Source organism: Blastopirellula marina, assembly GCF_002967765.1.
Taxonomy (GTDB): domain Bacteria; phylum Planctomycetota; class Planctomycetia; order Pirellulales; family Pirellulaceae; genus Bremerella; species Bremerella marina_A.
This window is the reverse complement of the sequence record NZ_PUHY01000005.1, coordinates 1-15,585: the sequence shown is the minus strand read 5'-3', so window position 1 is coordinate 15,585 and position 15,585 is coordinate 1. Positions and strand designations below refer to the sequence as shown.

The following is a 15,585-nucleotide window of genomic DNA, read 5'->3' as shown; positions in this document are numbered from 1 at the left end:
GCCTCGCTCGCAGCTTGTTCGCGAGGCACGTTTCCTCTGCTTAGAAGGCGTTGTGACGACGAGCTTTGAAGTCGAGCGTCCACCAGCCATCTTTCCATTCCATTTCGACCTTACGCCATCCCAGTGGGACTTGTGGGTAAGGGTAGAACGGGCCAATGTATGGCCAAGCCTGCGGCGAGTACTGACGTGGGTACGTCACCGCAGCGTAGTTCGGGTAGGCCGCATAGGCTGGCCAAGCGTAGCCAGGCATGTGCGGGTGATCGTACCGAACTGGGCGGTAGTAGTTGTAGCCGTACTGAGCTGGGTAGTACGCTGGCGGAGCAACGACCTGCTGCTGAGCCATGTTGGCACGAGCATTGGTGTTGGCAGCGACCTGGTAAGCTGGCTGAGCAGCTGGGATCGGGCGAGCCTGTTCGGCAGCCGGAACCGGGCGAAGCTGACGCAGTGGGGCAGCCGGAGTAGGCTGATTGACCAACACGCTTTCGTCAGCGGCAGGACGTTCAGCACTGGCAGGCTTCACTGGCGAGAAGCTGAAATCACCTTGAGGTGCTTCCAACACAACTTCTTCCATCGCTGGCATCGCAGCCGGAACTCGCTGAGGAGCAGCCAATTCCAGTTCCGGAGCTTCTTCGGTCAGATCGGCGGCAGCCAGATCGCGAGGAGCCGAAACAGGTTGAGCTGGCACTTCTTGTTCGGCCGAAGCAACCACGTTGCCTTCGATACGAATGCCGTCCACAACGCGTTGGACGCCAGACACGCGGCGAGCGATATCGACCGCGGCGTCATGCTGAGCCGGATTCGAGACGTGACCTTCCAGCCAAACGACTCCTTCTTCGACTCGCAAACCAATGTTAAAGCCCTTCAAGCTTCCTTCAGACTTCTTTGCTTGAAGTTGTTTCACGATGGACTGGGCAATTTCTGCATCCCCACCCATAGCGATCGCGGGCAGGGCCATCATGGCCGCAATCATCGCGAATTGAAATAGACGTGACATCGTCCCCCCTCCTAGGAATATTCTCTTCACGCGTTACGTACTGCGATCCGATCGGCCCGATTGTTACTGGAAAACAGCCGGGACCAAAATCTGTTTGCAATCTGCTGGATCGTCCAGCAATGGCGCAGATACCGATCACAACGGTCCTGCCTTCCCTTAATTCGGCTAACGATTGGTCCGGAAGGCAGTGTTTTTTCGATTTTGCGACCTAAAAGGGACGAATCGACAACGGCTTAACCAGCAGTCAATAGCAATCAGCGCATAAAAAAAGGCCTCCGCACCAAGTGGGGAGGCCTTTGAATTGGCAGCATTCACCGGTTTAGTGATGCTTTGGCTTACGGGCCGACTTGAAGTCGAGGTACCAGTAACCGTCGTCCCATTCCAGGGCAACCTTTTTCCATCCCGGTGGGATCTGCGGATAAGGATGGAACGGACCCGAGTAGGGCCAAGCGGCCGGAGCGTGTGTCTTGGGGTAATCCATCGCACCGAAGTTGGGGTGCGGAGCGTACGCTGGGTAAGCGTAGCCAGGCAAGTTGGATTGGTGGTGGTGCTGGAACATGCCATGGTGGCCTTGCGGTGGGCAGTAAGCACCGCCGTAGGCTTGAGCTGGCATCGCAGCGTTGTAATTCACCAGAACGGACTGGGAAGGAACGCCTTGCGGCATGCCTTCTTGCGACAGCCCCGTCGCTGGCACAGCGAAGGAGCATAGCACCAACGCGAAATAAAGGACTGACAAACGCATCGCATTCTCCCGAAATTGCGCGGCAAAGTATTGCGCTGTTCCGAGCACTTCCAGGCAGACGCTTGCCAACTGAGGCACGCGCGATCCACCATCGCTCGGGTCATGGATATAAGTTGACCTAGCATGGTGTTTCGGCAGATCGCCCCGTCCGACCAAAGCAAATTTTCCAATTCTGCCAGTCGTAACACAAATTCGGGCCAGCCAGTTAGCAGGGCAACTGCCGCACGCCCATCAAGAATCGGCAAAAAGCGGGCACAAACTCGCCATCTTCACATTTGTGAGTAAAGCCGGGGAGTAGATCGAAGTCTTGGGCTATGCCAGCATGAAGTTGACAGGTGGATCTTTTCGCGTGCCCAATTGGGGCTGAGGACGACCGGCCTGGCCAACTTCCCGAGACTTTGCTGGAAAAACAACCGCCCCTACGAGAACATAGTGGCCCAACCCACTCCTCGTTTCATTCTTCCTGGAGCCCTCAATGGCAATTTCTTTCCCGCCACGTGTCTCACTCAGGGCACTCATCGTCGCGATCACCCTGGTATCGGCCTTCGCTGCCTATTGTGTTTGGCAGGCGCCCAAGTTGTACTCTCGTTACGCGGCCCCCCATTACGTTCTTGAGATGATGGAAGAGGTTAGAGTTGAATGGGACCTCGACACCCCAGGGCTCTGTGCGGGAAGAATGATCATTGACTACCCGCGCGATCCAGACCACAACTATTTTGAGGTGCTGTCCTTCAAGTCTCCCCGTCACAAACTCTTAACATCCGCAGGTCCTTTGCAACCATTCGGATATCCACATAAAGGGATCGGGCAAGCCATCACGGGAATTTCGCAAACTAAGTTCGATCAATACGACTTCAACAAAGACCGCACGACGATCTGAGGCGAGATCATCATCGAAGACCAATACGGCAAAGTCATCTTCCACGGTGTCAAAGAATCAATCCCCTACGAAGAAGCCCTGGCAGAACGAATGCGAAACGGAGGCCCAAAGAAACCATCCTCTCAATAGGCTCCATCCGCGAGGGAAAAAAAACTAGGGGAAAGGTGCCAGAACTCATTGTTCCTTTGGCAGCTTTGCCTTCCGCACGGTTTGAGGATGGAATGCAAATTCAGGCGGCGGGCTGCTTAGAAGAGAGAAAGATTCCTTAGACTTATACTCAGTTAATACTACTTCCGCTCAGTGTCTTTATTCATTCCAATCGATTTCACGACAACGGGAATATCATCCGCACACTTTGCACCTGTGTGATTGTCGGTTACCTCGACTCGAAGTGCGAAGTTGCCGGGGCGGTTCGGACTAAAGATCTGCCGAAAGCTTGCTGTTGTTGAGAGCTCGCCGTATCTCGACTGTTTCATTTCATACTTGGATGAAAGCACCAATTCCGATAACTCCTCTCCCGTTGCACTAACGCCCCGGACGCTCAGTCCCAGGCTGACGGCTCGCTCTTTCCAAGAGAATCCGACTATCTTTCCGTGCAAATAATAGATTCGTCCAGCGTCTAATACTGGTCCAGCTGGCACAAGACCTTCTTCGTCAAGTGTTATTGAGTGTGCGGTGGTATGAAGCGCCGCGTCGGGATTGAATTCAATCGGCAATTTAGCCGTACGACTGGTCCCTGATACGAGATCGGTAGCGTTCAGGCTAAGCTCTAGCTCATGTGGCATCCCGCCCACGAAATTTGTCTCTAGCAGAAACGGAAATTCTCGCGAGTCTCCACCGAAGAACTCCTCGAATTCTACGGGCCCAACTTCTTTTTCGTAGAGAACAGTACCATCGGTTTTGGCGAGCCGAACACGACCGGCCATCTTCCTGGCACCTTTTTCGCTCTTCTTCAATCCAGAGACGCGTGCTGCAAAAAAGACTGTTTCATTCTCAAAGTACATGTTGTCGCGTCGAACAGGGCCATGAGATCCCTGTGATAGAGCAAGATCGACTCTCAATTCTCCGCTGTTTTTCGCCAGGTCTGTTGCCTTGGCGGAATCAAACAGGCTGGTCACGGTTATTGGGAAGTTACGCCTAGTCGTTTTGCCGTTCGTCAGGTCCTCAACCGTCACGCCTAATTCAAAAACACCGGCACGCGGAATTTGAAACGGGCAATTGATAAACGTGCTTAGACTTTGTTCTGTACCGTCACCTACATCGATCTCGGCGTCCTTGGAATTCATCACTCCTGGAAATGGTTTCCCCGATTCATCGCACCCTAACACGGTGACTCGACATCGAACTTTTCCGTCGGTGATCGCCAAGTTTCGGACTTCGAGGTAGAGCGAATAGTCCCTGCCTGCTCGCAACAGAGTTCCGACATCATACCGACTATCAGAAGAGTTGCGGATTCGGTACTTCGTGATAGTTAGCGTGTCCGCCGATTTCCAGCGAATGGTACGTGATGCCTTAAATCTTTGACCTGTCTCTAGGCATCTAGCTTCAACCTCCAAAGTGATGGGGCCACCTGCGGCTTTCCGGCCAGGGATCACGGACCTCATTCTCATCGCGAGTGAACCTGGCCCTAAGAGCTCTCGAAATGGAATGTTTACAAACCCTAAATCCGAAATGATCGCTCCATCTTGCTCACGCAAACGAATAGCACCGGTAAGATGACCAACACCGCTATCTTCAGCTCTTGCCCGAAGTCCATTGATCCATAGCAGATAATCTGGATCTTCATTGAAGAAGAACTTATCTCCATGAAGATCGCCAGACTTTCCATCGGTAAACAAGATTCTCGCTTCGATATCCCGAGCTTCGTCCTGGCCATAGCTTGTGTCAAATGACAACAAGAGAAGGATTGCCATCGCAACCCATTTCAAACAACGGAAATCCGTTAAGAAGCTCATTTACATACTCCGTTCGATGTTTTTCGGGATTCGACCTGGGAGGAAACGTTGGGAGGACTCATTATTCACTTAGGAGCTTGCCTTATTAGGCCTAACGAGTGGGCGAAGCGCTCAACCCACATTCAGGCGCCGGACTGCTTAGAAGAGGGAAAGAATCCTAACAGCTTTACTTCCCTCTGGGAGTTTCGGCTGGGAACGATGGAATTGGGATACAAGCAGTTGTCGGAAAAAGTGGCCTAGACTGGAAAACAACCGTCAAATACACAGTACCAAACAGCCTTTTCTGCTCAGGGTTCGTTACGGCACATTTGGAAGGTACGAATGGGAAACTCAAAGACGGTCACGTCTCAGGAAGCACTCGATATGTCTTAGATAACAAAGTGCCCTTTCTAGCTTCGCCGTTTGGATCTCATGGAGACTTGATGTTGACGGCAGCTTGTTTGGACAAGTTTCTAATGTTTCAGTAACGATTTCAGGTGACCATAGTCTTACCGACAAGAAGTACCAATTGGGCGCCCAAGCCCTTATACACGTCGGGGACAAGGTCCGAGTGTTTGACGTAGGCATGATAGCGAATACCAGTCCAACTGGTAGTGATGCCGCAGTCGCAATGCAAATAAAACTTGCCAAGCACGTGAAGGCTGCAATGACTGCAAGTGCCACTGAAGGATTAAAGATTTACGGAGAAGTGACATGGTAAGATGTGCTGCAGTGCTTGCAGTCTTTGTGATTCTGCTGGCGGACACATCCACCGGAAAGTTCCACGCGCTCGGCCAAGAGCTTTCAGGCGAAAACGTTCAGGATGCACCGACCGCATTCCAAAAGGAATATTATAACGCGTTTCTATCGGTCGATATTCCTAAGCAACGAGAGATAATTGGCAAACTCCGTGCATTCATGGAACGAAACGAGTCGGCAAGAATCGCTCTCTCAAGCAATGAGATCTCGTTTCTACTTGAAGATTTGGACAGGGCAATTTCGGGTTCGAACGAGATTCAGAATCGCGCCAAGCTTCAACAACAACAGGTAGTGGAAGGAACCAGACAAGAGCTTCTTGGCAACTTGCCAAAAGCACTCCAACACTACAGAGACTCTTTAACCCAAGCAACTTTGCTGTACGGCGAAGACTCGTTTCACGCCATAGCAGTGCGAATTAACATCGCAGATGCTTACTATGAAAGCGGTCGCAATTTGGATGATGCGATCGCGATATACAAGGAAGTTCAGACCTCGCTCGAAACGAAAGAGCTGACTTCAAGTGATTTATATTGTCAGGCGATCACGGGGCTTTTCGGTTGCTACTATGAAAAAGAAGACAGACCGAATGCCATAGCGTTCGGACGACTAGTTTTCGAGACGCATCAACAACGACGATCAACAGACTCAAATCAATTCTTTAATGCTGCCTCCGTTCTCATTAGGGAATTGAACACGGCAAAAAAACATCAAGAAGCCGTGCAACTAGCCAAACAGATTCTGGACGGGCCTCACCCAATGACGGGCTTAGAAGCGTTCTATTCGCTTAATATCTACCAAGATTATGCCGTCGCGCAGATGCGATTGGGCAATGGCCAGGGAGTCTCCACCGCATTTGATCAAGCACTATTGCTTGCAAACCAGCTCCCAAACTATCCAGATGACTCCAAGCTGATTCTGCTGAAACAGTACCAGGAATTTGCAGAGAATTCGCATGACAAGGAACTGTCGAAAATCCTTTCAAGCAAGATCGCGGAAATTGAACGGCGTCACGCGCAGCCACGAAGTCGCTATACGTCGTCGAATTAGAAAGTACTGTACAATTTCGCGTGCATGCTGCACTGGATGGTTTGGCGTGTTCCACAAGTCTTGGGCATCCATTTGGCAGACGGCAATTTCGCTTGCTTTAGGACTGGAAACGTTGTCAGGACTCATTATTCACTTAGGAGCTTGCCTTATTGGGCCTTCCATGTGGTCGGAGGGTTGAGCTCAAATGCAGGCGGCGGGCTGCTTAGAAGTGGGAAAGAATCTTGACAGCTTTGCTTGCCCCAATGCAGCGTAATGCGTAGCCGACGACTTTCGGACTGTGCTCACGGCGGTATAATTCGGTTTGAGGCTTTGCGTTTTACATAGGCAACACAAGCGTGTTATATATCACGCAGGAGACACATGCATATGTCACGTAACAGCGGAGGCAGTTGTGCGTAACCCAGCAAGGTCACTCATGGCGGCCGTAGCCGTGCTTGCATTGGCCGCGATCTCCTGTGAGCATCAAGCGGCTCACACAGGAATGGTTTCAATCGAACACAAGGGAAGCACCCACCAAGTTCCCTCCATTATTTCGTTTGACGGTGATGAATGGACTTTCTCCCGCGTTACGCCAAACACACTATCGGATGGAATGACTTGTACATACGAGAGTAGTACGTACAGCAATGAATCACTTACGCTGTCTGTGGGAGGAGTCAATTCCATGAGCAAATGGAGTATTCGTAAGTATCGTTGTGACGATCGTCATTCGGACGAAAGAACACTGCTAAAGACATTGCGCCGTTCAAACGCCGGCTTTGGACACTTGGTTGATTGCGAAAACGGCACACTGGACGGTCCAACAAAACGTTTCTATGCGAATGGCAGTGTGAAATTCATTGGCTATATGGCAGATTACGCTATGGATGGTGACTGCCGTGGCTTCTACCCAAATGGTAACGTGTGGTGGATAGGTGAATACAGGATGAGGACTCCGTTGATTGACAAGGCTGTGTTCTATAATGAAGACGGTAGTGTTAACACAGAGATTGATACGATTGACGAGAGGCTAAAGGAACACACTCGGTGGCATCAATTTCAAACCAGCGATTCCTGTGACTCCATTCAGGAATTCATCCAAAGGGTGGAATCTGGGCTTTAAGTTGCCATTCGTGTCAGGACTCTTTGTTTGTGGACAAGAACAAGTTTCGAGGCACCTTTTCCTACCTTTTCACAACAAGCCGTCGGCCTGTTTCGAAGCCTTGTTATGAAGCTGCTCGACTTCGTCCACGATTTCTAACAAGCGTTGGCCAAAGGTAGTTAGGCGATATTCCACACGCGGCGGGATTTCGGGAAAGGCTGTTTTCTCGACGATTCGATATTCGACCAACCGCTTGAGTCGCTCGGAAAGGACCTTTGCGGAAATGTCTTCCAGGGCCCGCTCTAACTGGCCAGGCCGCGCAGTACCTTCTCCGATACGGCGCATCAGCGCGACCATATAACGGCAGCCAAGGCATTTTTCAAATAGGTCGGTGGTTTCCATTGCCTTATGTTCGCACAGTCGGCCCTGAAAGTAAGTACCCCACAAATTTGTTCCCGCTTGTTCGACCACGACCAGCGGCGGAGTATGGAAGCAGACGATTGAGGTCTGCGTCACGAATCGGCCCGTTTCCATGGTGGATTACGGGAGCAGGCATCAACCAACACTCACGCTGGAGGTTCACCGATGCAACTATTGCACATTGATTCAAGCCCACGCCGAGCCCGATCTCACACGCGGCAACTTTCATCCTCGTTCGTCAATGAGTGGCAGATACGTAACCCGCATGACACGATCGCCCGTCGAGATCTAGGAGCCGATCCGCTGCCGCATGTCACCGAAGAGTGGATCGCAGCCGCGTTCACACCTCCGAACGAGAGGACAGAAACGATGCAAACGGCATTACGAATAAGCGATGAATTGATCGACGAACTCCTGAAAGCAGACCTGATTGTGGCCGGAATCCCCTTTTACAATTTCGGCATGCCTAGCGGCTTTAAAGCCTACGTTGACCAAATCGTTAGGATTGGCCGCACGTTTGCCTTTGATCCGAACTTGCCTGAGTCTCCCTACACGCCCCTTGTAAAGGGCAAGCGAATGATTGCTTTGATCTCAAGAGGAGACGGCGGCTACGAAGCAGGCGGGCCGAACGAATCAATGAACCATCTCGATCCTCATTTACGCACCGTCTTCGGTTTCATCGGCATTACCGACATCGAGATCATCGCGGCTGAAAATGACGAATGGGGCGGACAGGCACTACAAGACTCCCTGCAAAACGCCTTGCAGAGAGCCCAGCAAATCGCTGTCCAAGAAACCTCGACTTGCTAGGTGCGAGGGAAAGAAAAAAAGGGCAGGGGGTGGTGCGTCCAGCCGGCAAACTCCGGAACGACAATCGACGCATAAGGAGTAAGCCCAAAGGGGCAATCATTTCTGGCTGCCTAAGGCGGAGAAAAAAGAGCCCTGACACGAATGGCACCTTTTCTTCCTCCCATTCAGTCCTGCCCCCTTTTCTTTCCCATTCGGGCCTGAGGTCATCAAGCGTCGCTTGGTTTTGTCTGCAGCTCGAGATCAGGCTTTCGCTCCAGCAGCGTTTGAAAGAAGGCTTTGAGGTCTTCTTCCTGGAAGTAGGCCAGTGCGCCGATCCAGTGGATCTGTTTGCCATCCTGTTTGGTCAGGGTCAGGCTGCAGTCTCGTAGTTTTTGTCTGCCAGCTTGGGCCCCTTTGATTTTATGCGAGGCCGTTATCGGGTTTGCAGCGATGACGGCCGCCTTCTCTAGGGTCGAAAAGTTGCGTTCCATGAAACCTTGAAACTGTCCCGTTGAAATACTCTTTAAATCGGTCAGTCTGACGCTGGAGCTACCAAAACAAACCTCCTCTTGATCTATCGACAGTCGCTTGCCGCGGTGTCGCTTACTCAAGTACCACTCTAAAAGAATCGGCGGTCCCAAGGTCATCAAGGGGGCCATCACCCACCAAACCGGATCTTTGAACAAGGGGGCTGGGCGGCCCAGCACCACCGCGCAGAGGACTACCGACAAAATCAGCCCGCCGAAGAGCAGGCCAACCATCAAGAAGCCTGCGAACGTCGCCCCGGCCGATGCAAGTCGAGGACATTGGCTGCGCGGGAGCGGTTCCCACATGGTTTTGTTACGGTCGCCGTGAAAATCCGATTCTGTCAACATACGGCGTTCCTCTGGATGGGGTATCGGGAATAAAACGGGACGGGGAGGCTCTGGAGAAAACTCAAGCCCACCAGAGAATCATAACATTGCCGGAAAAGAAAGCGTGCCACGGGAAAGAAAGCGTGTCAGGACTGAATGGCACGAGTTTAATCTCTAACTCATTGTAGCCTCCCGGGTTTTGATTGACTTTCGGGCTGACTGCAGGAGCTTGTACGGTTTCGGGCGGCCTTTGATCTGGCGGGGTTCTTTGCGATTGGGGCGGTTGCCTACCGTTAACTTGGCGATCGTTCGCAGCACGCATTCCCACTGTTCAAGTTAGCGGCCAGTGTATCGGCGGAGAAAAAAAGAGTCCTGACACCTTTTCTTGCTCGGCCCTGCCTTTATCTCATTAACTATCTCAAGCCACCGTCGTCGACATAGAAGAAGTTTACGACCTCCTTTTGCGTCAAGGTACGAGCTAATCGTTCCAATTCAGGAGCAATTTTCCGCATTTTTGCAGCTCCAGCAACGCCATATCGAACCTCAAGTGCGTCCTTGCTATTGAGCATTTTGATAACTTCTAACCGGTCCAGAACAATTAGATGTTTTAAGCATGTTTTGTGAGTACCTTTCGTGGACTCCGGAAACTGGTCAAAGTCGAGCGCCATGCGAATCATATTCACATTCGCTAGGCAGGTATACCCAATTGCACGCGATCGGATAAATAAGTCTTGATCCTCTAACATGCATGCCAGATAACCGAAGTATTCCGGCCGATCCTGAGAGGCACACCGAAACATGACGTCCGATGCATATAACCTTGTCCAAGGGGATGCATCACGCATAAGAGTCATTGCTTCCTTCACGAAGCTGCAAGATTGCCCCGACCTGGAAAGTATCAGAGCGCCTGCCGTTCGGACATTTCGATCTGGATCAGATAACAGTGGACGCAGTTTCTCTATTGAATTGCCATAGCAAATCGATTTTAGGAGATTGGCTTTGGTGCCAACATCATCATCTTTTATCGGCAATGCCTTGAGCATGTTTAGGAGCAGCTCTTCCAACTCTTGCTTCATAGCAAACCTAAATCACGTAACAGTTTCTTAATTGTTTCAGCCAACTGTTGCTCTTTGAGCGGAGGAAAAAGAGTCCTGACACTTTTTCTTCATCTGACACTTTTTCTTCATCCTGCAGGGATTGATGTCGCGCGTTGGTTTGACCCCTTCTTTGAGGATGCTTTTGAAGCGGTCAGGTATCTTCGTGATCATCCGAAAGAGGTTTTGGCAGAGGGCCAGAAGGAAAGGGATGAAGCTGAAAAGGGGATGGATGAACAAAACCGTAATTCGATTATAGAAGAACTAAAGAAGCAAGGTGATTGGCCGGAAGGCGTCCGTTAGATAAGACAAAAGAGCCTGAATATTCAATGAACCGACTCCGCATAAATCGATTGAAGACGTACTTGATTCAAATAGCCCTGAAAGGTAATTCGGCAAAGTAATGAAGGATATTCAATTATCGGCGGTGGGCCCTCCCATTGATCAGCAAGCTCTTGCCGATCTGGAAAGCTATGTGGGTGGCCCCATTTGCAGCGAGTATAAGGAGTTTCTGCTCGCTCAAAACGGTGGCGCCTGCATGCCTGAAGTCTACTCGACGCTACTTACCTATCCCTTGTTGTTGTTTCTCCAGCTACGAGACGAAGGCGGCCTGAAAGAATTCTTTGATGATGTGAATGAATATCGGAAGGATGATCATCTCTTGCCTATTGCCATGACCTCAGGCGAAGAATTCGTCTGTCTCGAAATCGGGAAGACTCCCAGGCTGATTCTGGTCTCCACGTGCGAACCTGATCGGGTTTGCGCGGATAGCTGGGCATCGTTTGAACAAAGCTTGTCACAGCCTCCGGAGCCGCCACCTCCCTTCTTGGAAGCCATCGCGCAACAGCCCTGGGAGTCGGTTCGGCAATACATCGAATCTGGCGGCGAGGTGGTTCCGTCCGAGGAGCTGTCGTTATTTAGCCAAGCCATCCGCGTCGACAACTTCGAACTATTTAAGAAGCTGATGGACGTGAAGGCAACATGGGGCGATCTGGATCTCGCGATGGAAGTGGCAATCCTCAGTCGACGTCTAGAGTACGTAAAAAAGTTGCTGGAAATGGGAGGCAACCGGGCGCTGGCAATTGAACTTGCCAACGGCCCCGATCTTAAAGAGATTCGCGAATACCTAGAAAGCGTAGCCCCCCAAAAAAAGAGGAACTCCCACGATGAAGAATGAAATTGCTGTAGGCGGTTGGGCAAGTAAAGCGGGACGGGGGCATGGTACTGTGCTCACAGCTTTTTAACGGTATGTTCGGGGACGAATCGTTTGAATGTAACCGTCCGGCCAGCCTTTCAATTACCCACAACTTCTATTTCACTCTGGGGAATTTGTCGGTACGGTTGGCGTCTTGTGCGTTTAGAGAAGAAAAGGTGTCGGAGAAGAAAAGGTGTCAGGACTCTTTTTTCGTCTAATGAGAGGAAAGCAGACAAAAGCCTGGAACCAGTGGGCGATTCGAAATCAAAACCGCTTCGGCACGGGCCAGATGCCCGGTGGCACACCGTGGGCTTAAGAAAGTCGTGTGCCATTTATTCCGTTGATTCGGCGAACTTAGATATGCCGAGTTGGGCGGGTTGTTTTCGGTTCGAAGACGCACAGGACGGCTAGCACCACGAAGACGATCGCTCCGGCGAGCCAGAAGCCTGAGCCGCTGGTGATTTCGTGCACCAGGTGGACCGTCATCACGACAAAGCAGACGACCGAACTGACCTGAGCAAGCTGCTGGCTATGCACGTCGCGGGCAAAACGGACCCATGCGACGCTGGCAATCGCACACAGGTATACAAGGGCGGCGAACCACCATACCTGCAGTGGTACGTAAAACGGAAACATCTGCATTCCAATCTTTGGAAGTATTCTTCGAATTCCTTTCGAGGAGGCCAAGTTTTACTAAAGTCGGCCTCATCTCACCAGAGGAATTCGGCATTTCATTCAACGAAAAAGGGCACATCTCGAACCACGAGAAGTGCCCCTTAAGTTATTATCGACATCCATCGACCAAAACTATTTGATCAACTTGCCGAGTTCGGAATCGAGCTGCGAAATATGCAAGCCGCGGCTAATGACCGTACCGTCGGGACCGATCAAAATCATGGTCGGCAACGTCAGCACACCCATCTCCAAGGCGTATGGGCTATCGAGACCGCCATCTTGATACAACTGCGGCCAAGGCAGGCGGTTGGCCGTCAGGAACTGACGAACTTCTGCTTCGCCTGAATCAAGGCTGACCCCGATCGGCTGAAAACCGCGAGCACCATACTTGGCCTGAAGTTCGCGAATCACCTTCATGTCCTCGACGCAAGGTTCACACCAGGTCGCCCAGTACTGAATTAGCACGGCCTTACCCTTGAAGGCCGACGAATCGAGCTTCTTGCCGTCCAGCGTGGTTCCGCGAATGACGTACGGCTTGCCCACGGCATCCAGGCGGCGGATCGCACCGTTGGCCTTGTCGCCGAGCGTGCTTCCCTCGAAGTCGCTGCGAATGCGGGCATACCACTTCTTAGCGTCGTCTTCCTCACCGGCAAATTCGTGCGCGATTGCCAACTGCATCATCGCTTCGGCCGAGTCAGCACTTTTCGGGTAGGCATCAATGAAGCCTTCCAGCTTGGCGAGCCAGGCATCTTGAATCTTGGCGTAGTCCGCTTTCGGATCGTTGAATTGCTGCGTGTAAGCTGCACTCATCTCGCGGAAGCGAACATACGCGGCGAGATCGGTCTTGGGGGCCTGCTTTTCAACCTGATCAGCCAACGATTGAAGTTGATCCAATCCTTTGGTGAGTTCGCCGGTTTGAATGCCACCACTCAGGGCATCGGCGAGTTGCTTGATCCAGTTCTCACGCATTTCCGGATCGTTGGCAGCACCAATCACCTTCTTAATGACTTCCAATCGCTGCATGGCGATTTGTTCGCGCTGCTGTGGCGAAGTAGCTTGCGCCATCTGCTGATCGAGCTTTTCGAGTTGATCTAGCAATTCTTGCATTTCGGCGCCGATGCCCATGTTGCCCGAAGCAGCAGCGGGACCACCGTTATAGCTGACCGAAAAGAACGAACCTTGCGGATTGGCAGCGACTTCCGAAGCCCCAGCACCACCACTTGGAACACCAATCAAACGCCAGGCGTCGTTGATACGAACCAACGTTCCGAGTTCGATCTGGCCGTGTTGACCGCCCGTCTCGAGCATGGCGATTGCATTTTCGTAAACCACCAGGTCTTTCGTTACGCCGTCCGTCCCTGCTGGCACAACGCCAGGGCGGGTCGCACCAAAGTGCACCCATTTGGTGCTGTTATCAATGGCCTTCTGCGTACGCGCCCAAGCCGTGAACGCCTGCTCGCTTTTAGCAACCTTGTCGGCGATATCTTTGGCCCGTTGCCCTGTCAAACCGAGCGATTTCAGTTCATCTTGCGTAGGAATCAAGGAGATAAAGCGATCGACATCGCCCGTTTTGGCGGCTTCGACCAGTTCCGACGAGACCTCTTCGGCGGAAATCATCTTCCAGCCGTCGACCTTGCCATCTTCGTCGACATCCACGCCCCAGCGGGTTCCGGCCATACCGAGCCAACGATACTGATCGGCTTTACCATTGAAGTCGCTATCGACGTCGCGGTAGACCTCGACGCCATCTTTAAAGTACGACCACTGATCGACCTTCTTGTCGTCGTTGGTATCGAGAAAGACTCGTAAACGCTCGCCGTTGGGGCCGCTGACGACCCAGCCAGTCGCGTTTCCGATCTTTTCAGCGCCGATTTTGCACTGAGCAATTTCCCCTGCGGCGGGGCGTTGATAGTCAACATCTGCTTGGATGGGTTGTAATTGCAGGGCTTGTTCGGCGGTCGGCCCGGCTGCAAGTGCCGCACTTCCGCTGAAAGCCGCCAACCCCAGGGCCATCGCCCATCGAGCCGTAGGACTCTTCATTCCACACATCCTTGTCTTCTAATAGTGTCGCAAAAGCTTGTGACAGCAACTGGTTCATTGCTTGCGATAGCTACGACGGATTATCCACAAAACAGCAAATGAATTCACCATCAGTTTTTTGAGGTCGATTTGCCGTGAATCCCCCGAACCTTCCGTGCGATTTGGGGTCCTAAATCCTGGAATTCCTTCGATACGTAGTCGATAATCGGAGGGTTCCTTCACTTTTCGGCAAACCCCCGTTTGACAGATTGTGAAGCGTCGATAGAATTTGCTACTTCCCGTTGAGGCAATGGCTTCAACAGGGGGCACATAGCTCAGTTGGTTAGAGCGCGTCGCTGATAACGACGAGGTCCCAAGTTCGAATCTTGGTGTGCCCACTAGACGACTTCAGAAACGTATTCTAAAGTAGTCGATCCCATGAAAGGGGCTGTAGCTCAGTTGGGAGAGCATCTGCTTTGCAAGCAGAGGGTCGCAGGTTCGATCCCTGTCAGCTCCACTTTCGAGGCCACCAGATCCACGTCAGATCGGCCTCGAAAAAATCTCTCGAAAGTTTTTCGAGGGGCCCTTTACAAAGCAAACTTGCCGAGTAAACTTTGACGCTTCCCAGTTGGGAAACACTTCGCTGGTCGCAATGAAACGGAGTTCATTGAACTCTCTTTCATTCCGCTCAGCGGAATAAGACAACGCCTTCTAGGCCGCGTCGAAATGATCTTTGACAATTTGGTTGGTAGATGGCATTTTGTGTGACGAAGTGCTGTTTGATTGAGTTGCTTGTCGCTTGACGAGCAATGCAACGAACAAAGCTTTGTCGCCTAAAAACGATGCAATTTCATAGAGTTAAGGTTATTACAATTATGTGTTGCCTTTGAGTTCAGTTTCGACTGAATTACTTTGGCAGTGCCGATAAGAGTAATGACCGTTCTCAAAGAGAATCTAAACGTCTGCCGGTTGTGACTCAAGTCTTCTCCTGAGAGGGTGAAGCAACGAGTTGCGATACAGCAGCGTATTAGAATCGTTACAAGATACGGATCTCAGTGACCAGCTCTTAGACAAGTTGGTCACATTAAAGTAGTCCGAAATG

Annotated in this window: 14 protein-coding genes and 2 tRNA genes; 8 read left to right on the top strand and 8 right to left on the bottom strand. The window is 51.6% G+C overall.

Annotation, left to right across the window (positions count from 1 at the left end; translation table 11 throughout):
* Positions 1 to 40: 40 nt before the first annotated feature.
* Together C5Y83_RS04135 and C5Y83_RS04130 are read right to left on the bottom strand one after the other, a co-directional pair.
* Positions 41 to 994 carry a BON domain-containing protein gene (locus C5Y83_RS04135; protein WP_105328403.1) on the bottom strand — a complete coding sequence of 318 codons (954 nt, stop codon included), beginning with the start codon at positions 992 to 994 and terminating at the stop codon, positions 41 to 43.
* A gap of 319 nt (positions 995 to 1,313) precedes the next feature.
* Positions 1,314 to 1,814: a hypothetical protein gene (locus C5Y83_RS04130; RefSeq protein ID WP_105328402.1), complete on the bottom strand. Its 501-nt coding sequence runs from the start codon at positions 1,812 to 1,814 to the stop codon at positions 1,314 to 1,316.
* Positions 1,815 to 2,211: 397 nt separating this feature from the next.
* On the opposite strand from C5Y83_RS04130, the gene C5Y83_RS04125 reads away from it, so the two are divergent.
* Entirely contained in the window at positions 2,212 to 2,616 is a 405-nt protein-coding gene (locus tag C5Y83_RS04125; protein WP_105328401.1) for a hypothetical protein, read from the top strand.
* Between the two features lie 287 nt (positions 2,617 to 2,903).
* On the opposite strand, the gene C5Y83_RS29070 is transcribed toward C5Y83_RS04125, so the two are convergent.
* Positions 2,904 to 3,983: a hypothetical protein gene (locus C5Y83_RS29070; RefSeq protein ID WP_146117620.1), complete on the bottom strand. Its 1,080-nt coding sequence runs from the start codon at positions 3,981 to 3,983 to the stop codon at positions 2,904 to 2,906.
* A gap of 1,299 nt (positions 3,984 to 5,282) precedes the next feature.
* Here C5Y83_RS29070 and C5Y83_RS04110 point away from each other — a divergent pair.
* Together C5Y83_RS04110 and C5Y83_RS29065 are read left to right on the top strand one after the other, a co-directional pair.
* Positions 5,283 to 6,356 carry a tetratricopeptide repeat protein gene (locus C5Y83_RS04110; RefSeq protein WP_158262227.1) on the top strand — a complete coding sequence of 358 codons (1,074 nt, stop codon included), beginning with the start codon at positions 5,283 to 5,285 and terminating at the stop codon, positions 6,354 to 6,356.
* A gap of 415 nt (positions 6,357 to 6,771) precedes the next feature.
* On the top strand, positions 6,772 to 7,458 hold the full coding sequence (locus C5Y83_RS29065; RefSeq protein ID WP_146117619.1) for a toxin-antitoxin system YwqK family antitoxin: 687 nt from the start codon (positions 6,772 to 6,774) through the stop codon (positions 7,456 to 7,458).
* 69 nt (positions 7,459 to 7,527) lie between these two features.
* On the opposite strand, the gene C5Y83_RS04100 is transcribed toward C5Y83_RS29065, so the two are convergent.
* Positions 7,528 to 7,953: a winged helix-turn-helix transcriptional regulator gene (locus C5Y83_RS04100; protein ID WP_233207087.1), complete on the bottom strand. Its 426-nt coding sequence runs from the start codon at positions 7,951 to 7,953 to the stop codon at positions 7,528 to 7,530.
* A gap of 69 nt (positions 7,954 to 8,022) precedes the next feature.
* Between C5Y83_RS04100 and C5Y83_RS04095 the strand changes: the two genes are divergently transcribed.
* Entirely contained in the window at positions 8,023 to 8,667 is a 645-nt protein-coding gene (locus tag C5Y83_RS04095; protein ID WP_105328396.1) for an FMN-dependent NADH-azoreductase, read from the top strand.
* Between the two features lie 206 nt (positions 8,668 to 8,873).
* Here C5Y83_RS04095 and C5Y83_RS04090 read toward each other — a convergent pair whose 3' ends face one another.
* Both C5Y83_RS04090 and C5Y83_RS04085 read right to left on the bottom strand, forming a co-directional pair.
* Positions 8,874 to 9,521: a hypothetical protein gene (locus C5Y83_RS04090; RefSeq protein WP_105328395.1), complete on the bottom strand. Its 648-nt coding sequence runs from the start codon at positions 9,519 to 9,521 to the stop codon at positions 8,874 to 8,876.
* Between the two features lie 392 nt (positions 9,522 to 9,913).
* The gene (locus tag C5Y83_RS04085; RefSeq protein ID WP_105328394.1) at positions 9,914 to 10,576 is read right to left on the bottom strand and encodes a HEAT repeat domain-containing protein; all 663 of its coding nucleotides are present in this window, start codon (positions 10,574 to 10,576) and stop codon (positions 9,914 to 9,916) included.
* Here C5Y83_RS04085 and C5Y83_RS04080 point away from each other — a divergent pair.
* Both C5Y83_RS04080 and C5Y83_RS04075 read left to right on the top strand, forming a co-directional pair.
* Positions 10,568 to 10,897: a hypothetical protein gene (locus tag C5Y83_RS04080; RefSeq protein WP_146117618.1), complete on the top strand. Its 330-nt coding sequence runs from the start codon at positions 10,568 to 10,570 to the stop codon at positions 10,895 to 10,897. The two genes, C5Y83_RS04085 and C5Y83_RS04080, sit on opposite strands and share 9 nt — an antisense overlap.
* 100 nt (positions 10,898 to 10,997) lie before the next feature.
* The gene (locus C5Y83_RS04075; RefSeq protein ID WP_105328392.1) at positions 10,998 to 11,771 is read left to right on the top strand and encodes an SMI1/KNR4 family protein; all 774 of its coding nucleotides are present in this window, start codon (positions 10,998 to 11,000) and stop codon (positions 11,769 to 11,771) included.
* A 372-nt stretch (positions 11,772 to 12,143) separates the two neighbouring features.
* Here the strand turns inward: C5Y83_RS04075 and C5Y83_RS04070 are convergent, their stop codons facing one another.
* Positions 12,144 to 12,425 (bottom strand): hypothetical protein, encoded by a 282-nt coding sequence (locus C5Y83_RS04070; protein WP_146117617.1) that lies wholly within the window; start codon positions 12,423 to 12,425, stop codon positions 12,144 to 12,146.
* 171 nt (positions 12,426 to 12,596) lie between these two features.
* A complete protein-coding gene (locus tag C5Y83_RS04065) occupies positions 12,597 to 14,504 on the bottom strand; it encodes a TlpA disulfide reductase family protein (RefSeq protein WP_233207086.1) in 1,908 nt (635 codons plus the stop codon).
* Between the two features lie 303 nt (positions 14,505 to 14,807).
* Here C5Y83_RS04065 and C5Y83_RS04060 point away from each other — a divergent pair.
* Positions 14,808 to 14,881, top strand: a tRNA-Ile gene (locus tag C5Y83_RS04060).
* Positions 14,882 to 14,927: 46 nt separating this feature from the next.
* A tRNA-Ala gene (locus C5Y83_RS04055) sits at positions 14,928 to 15,000 on the top strand.
* Positions 15,001 to 15,585 lie beyond the last annotated feature (585 nt).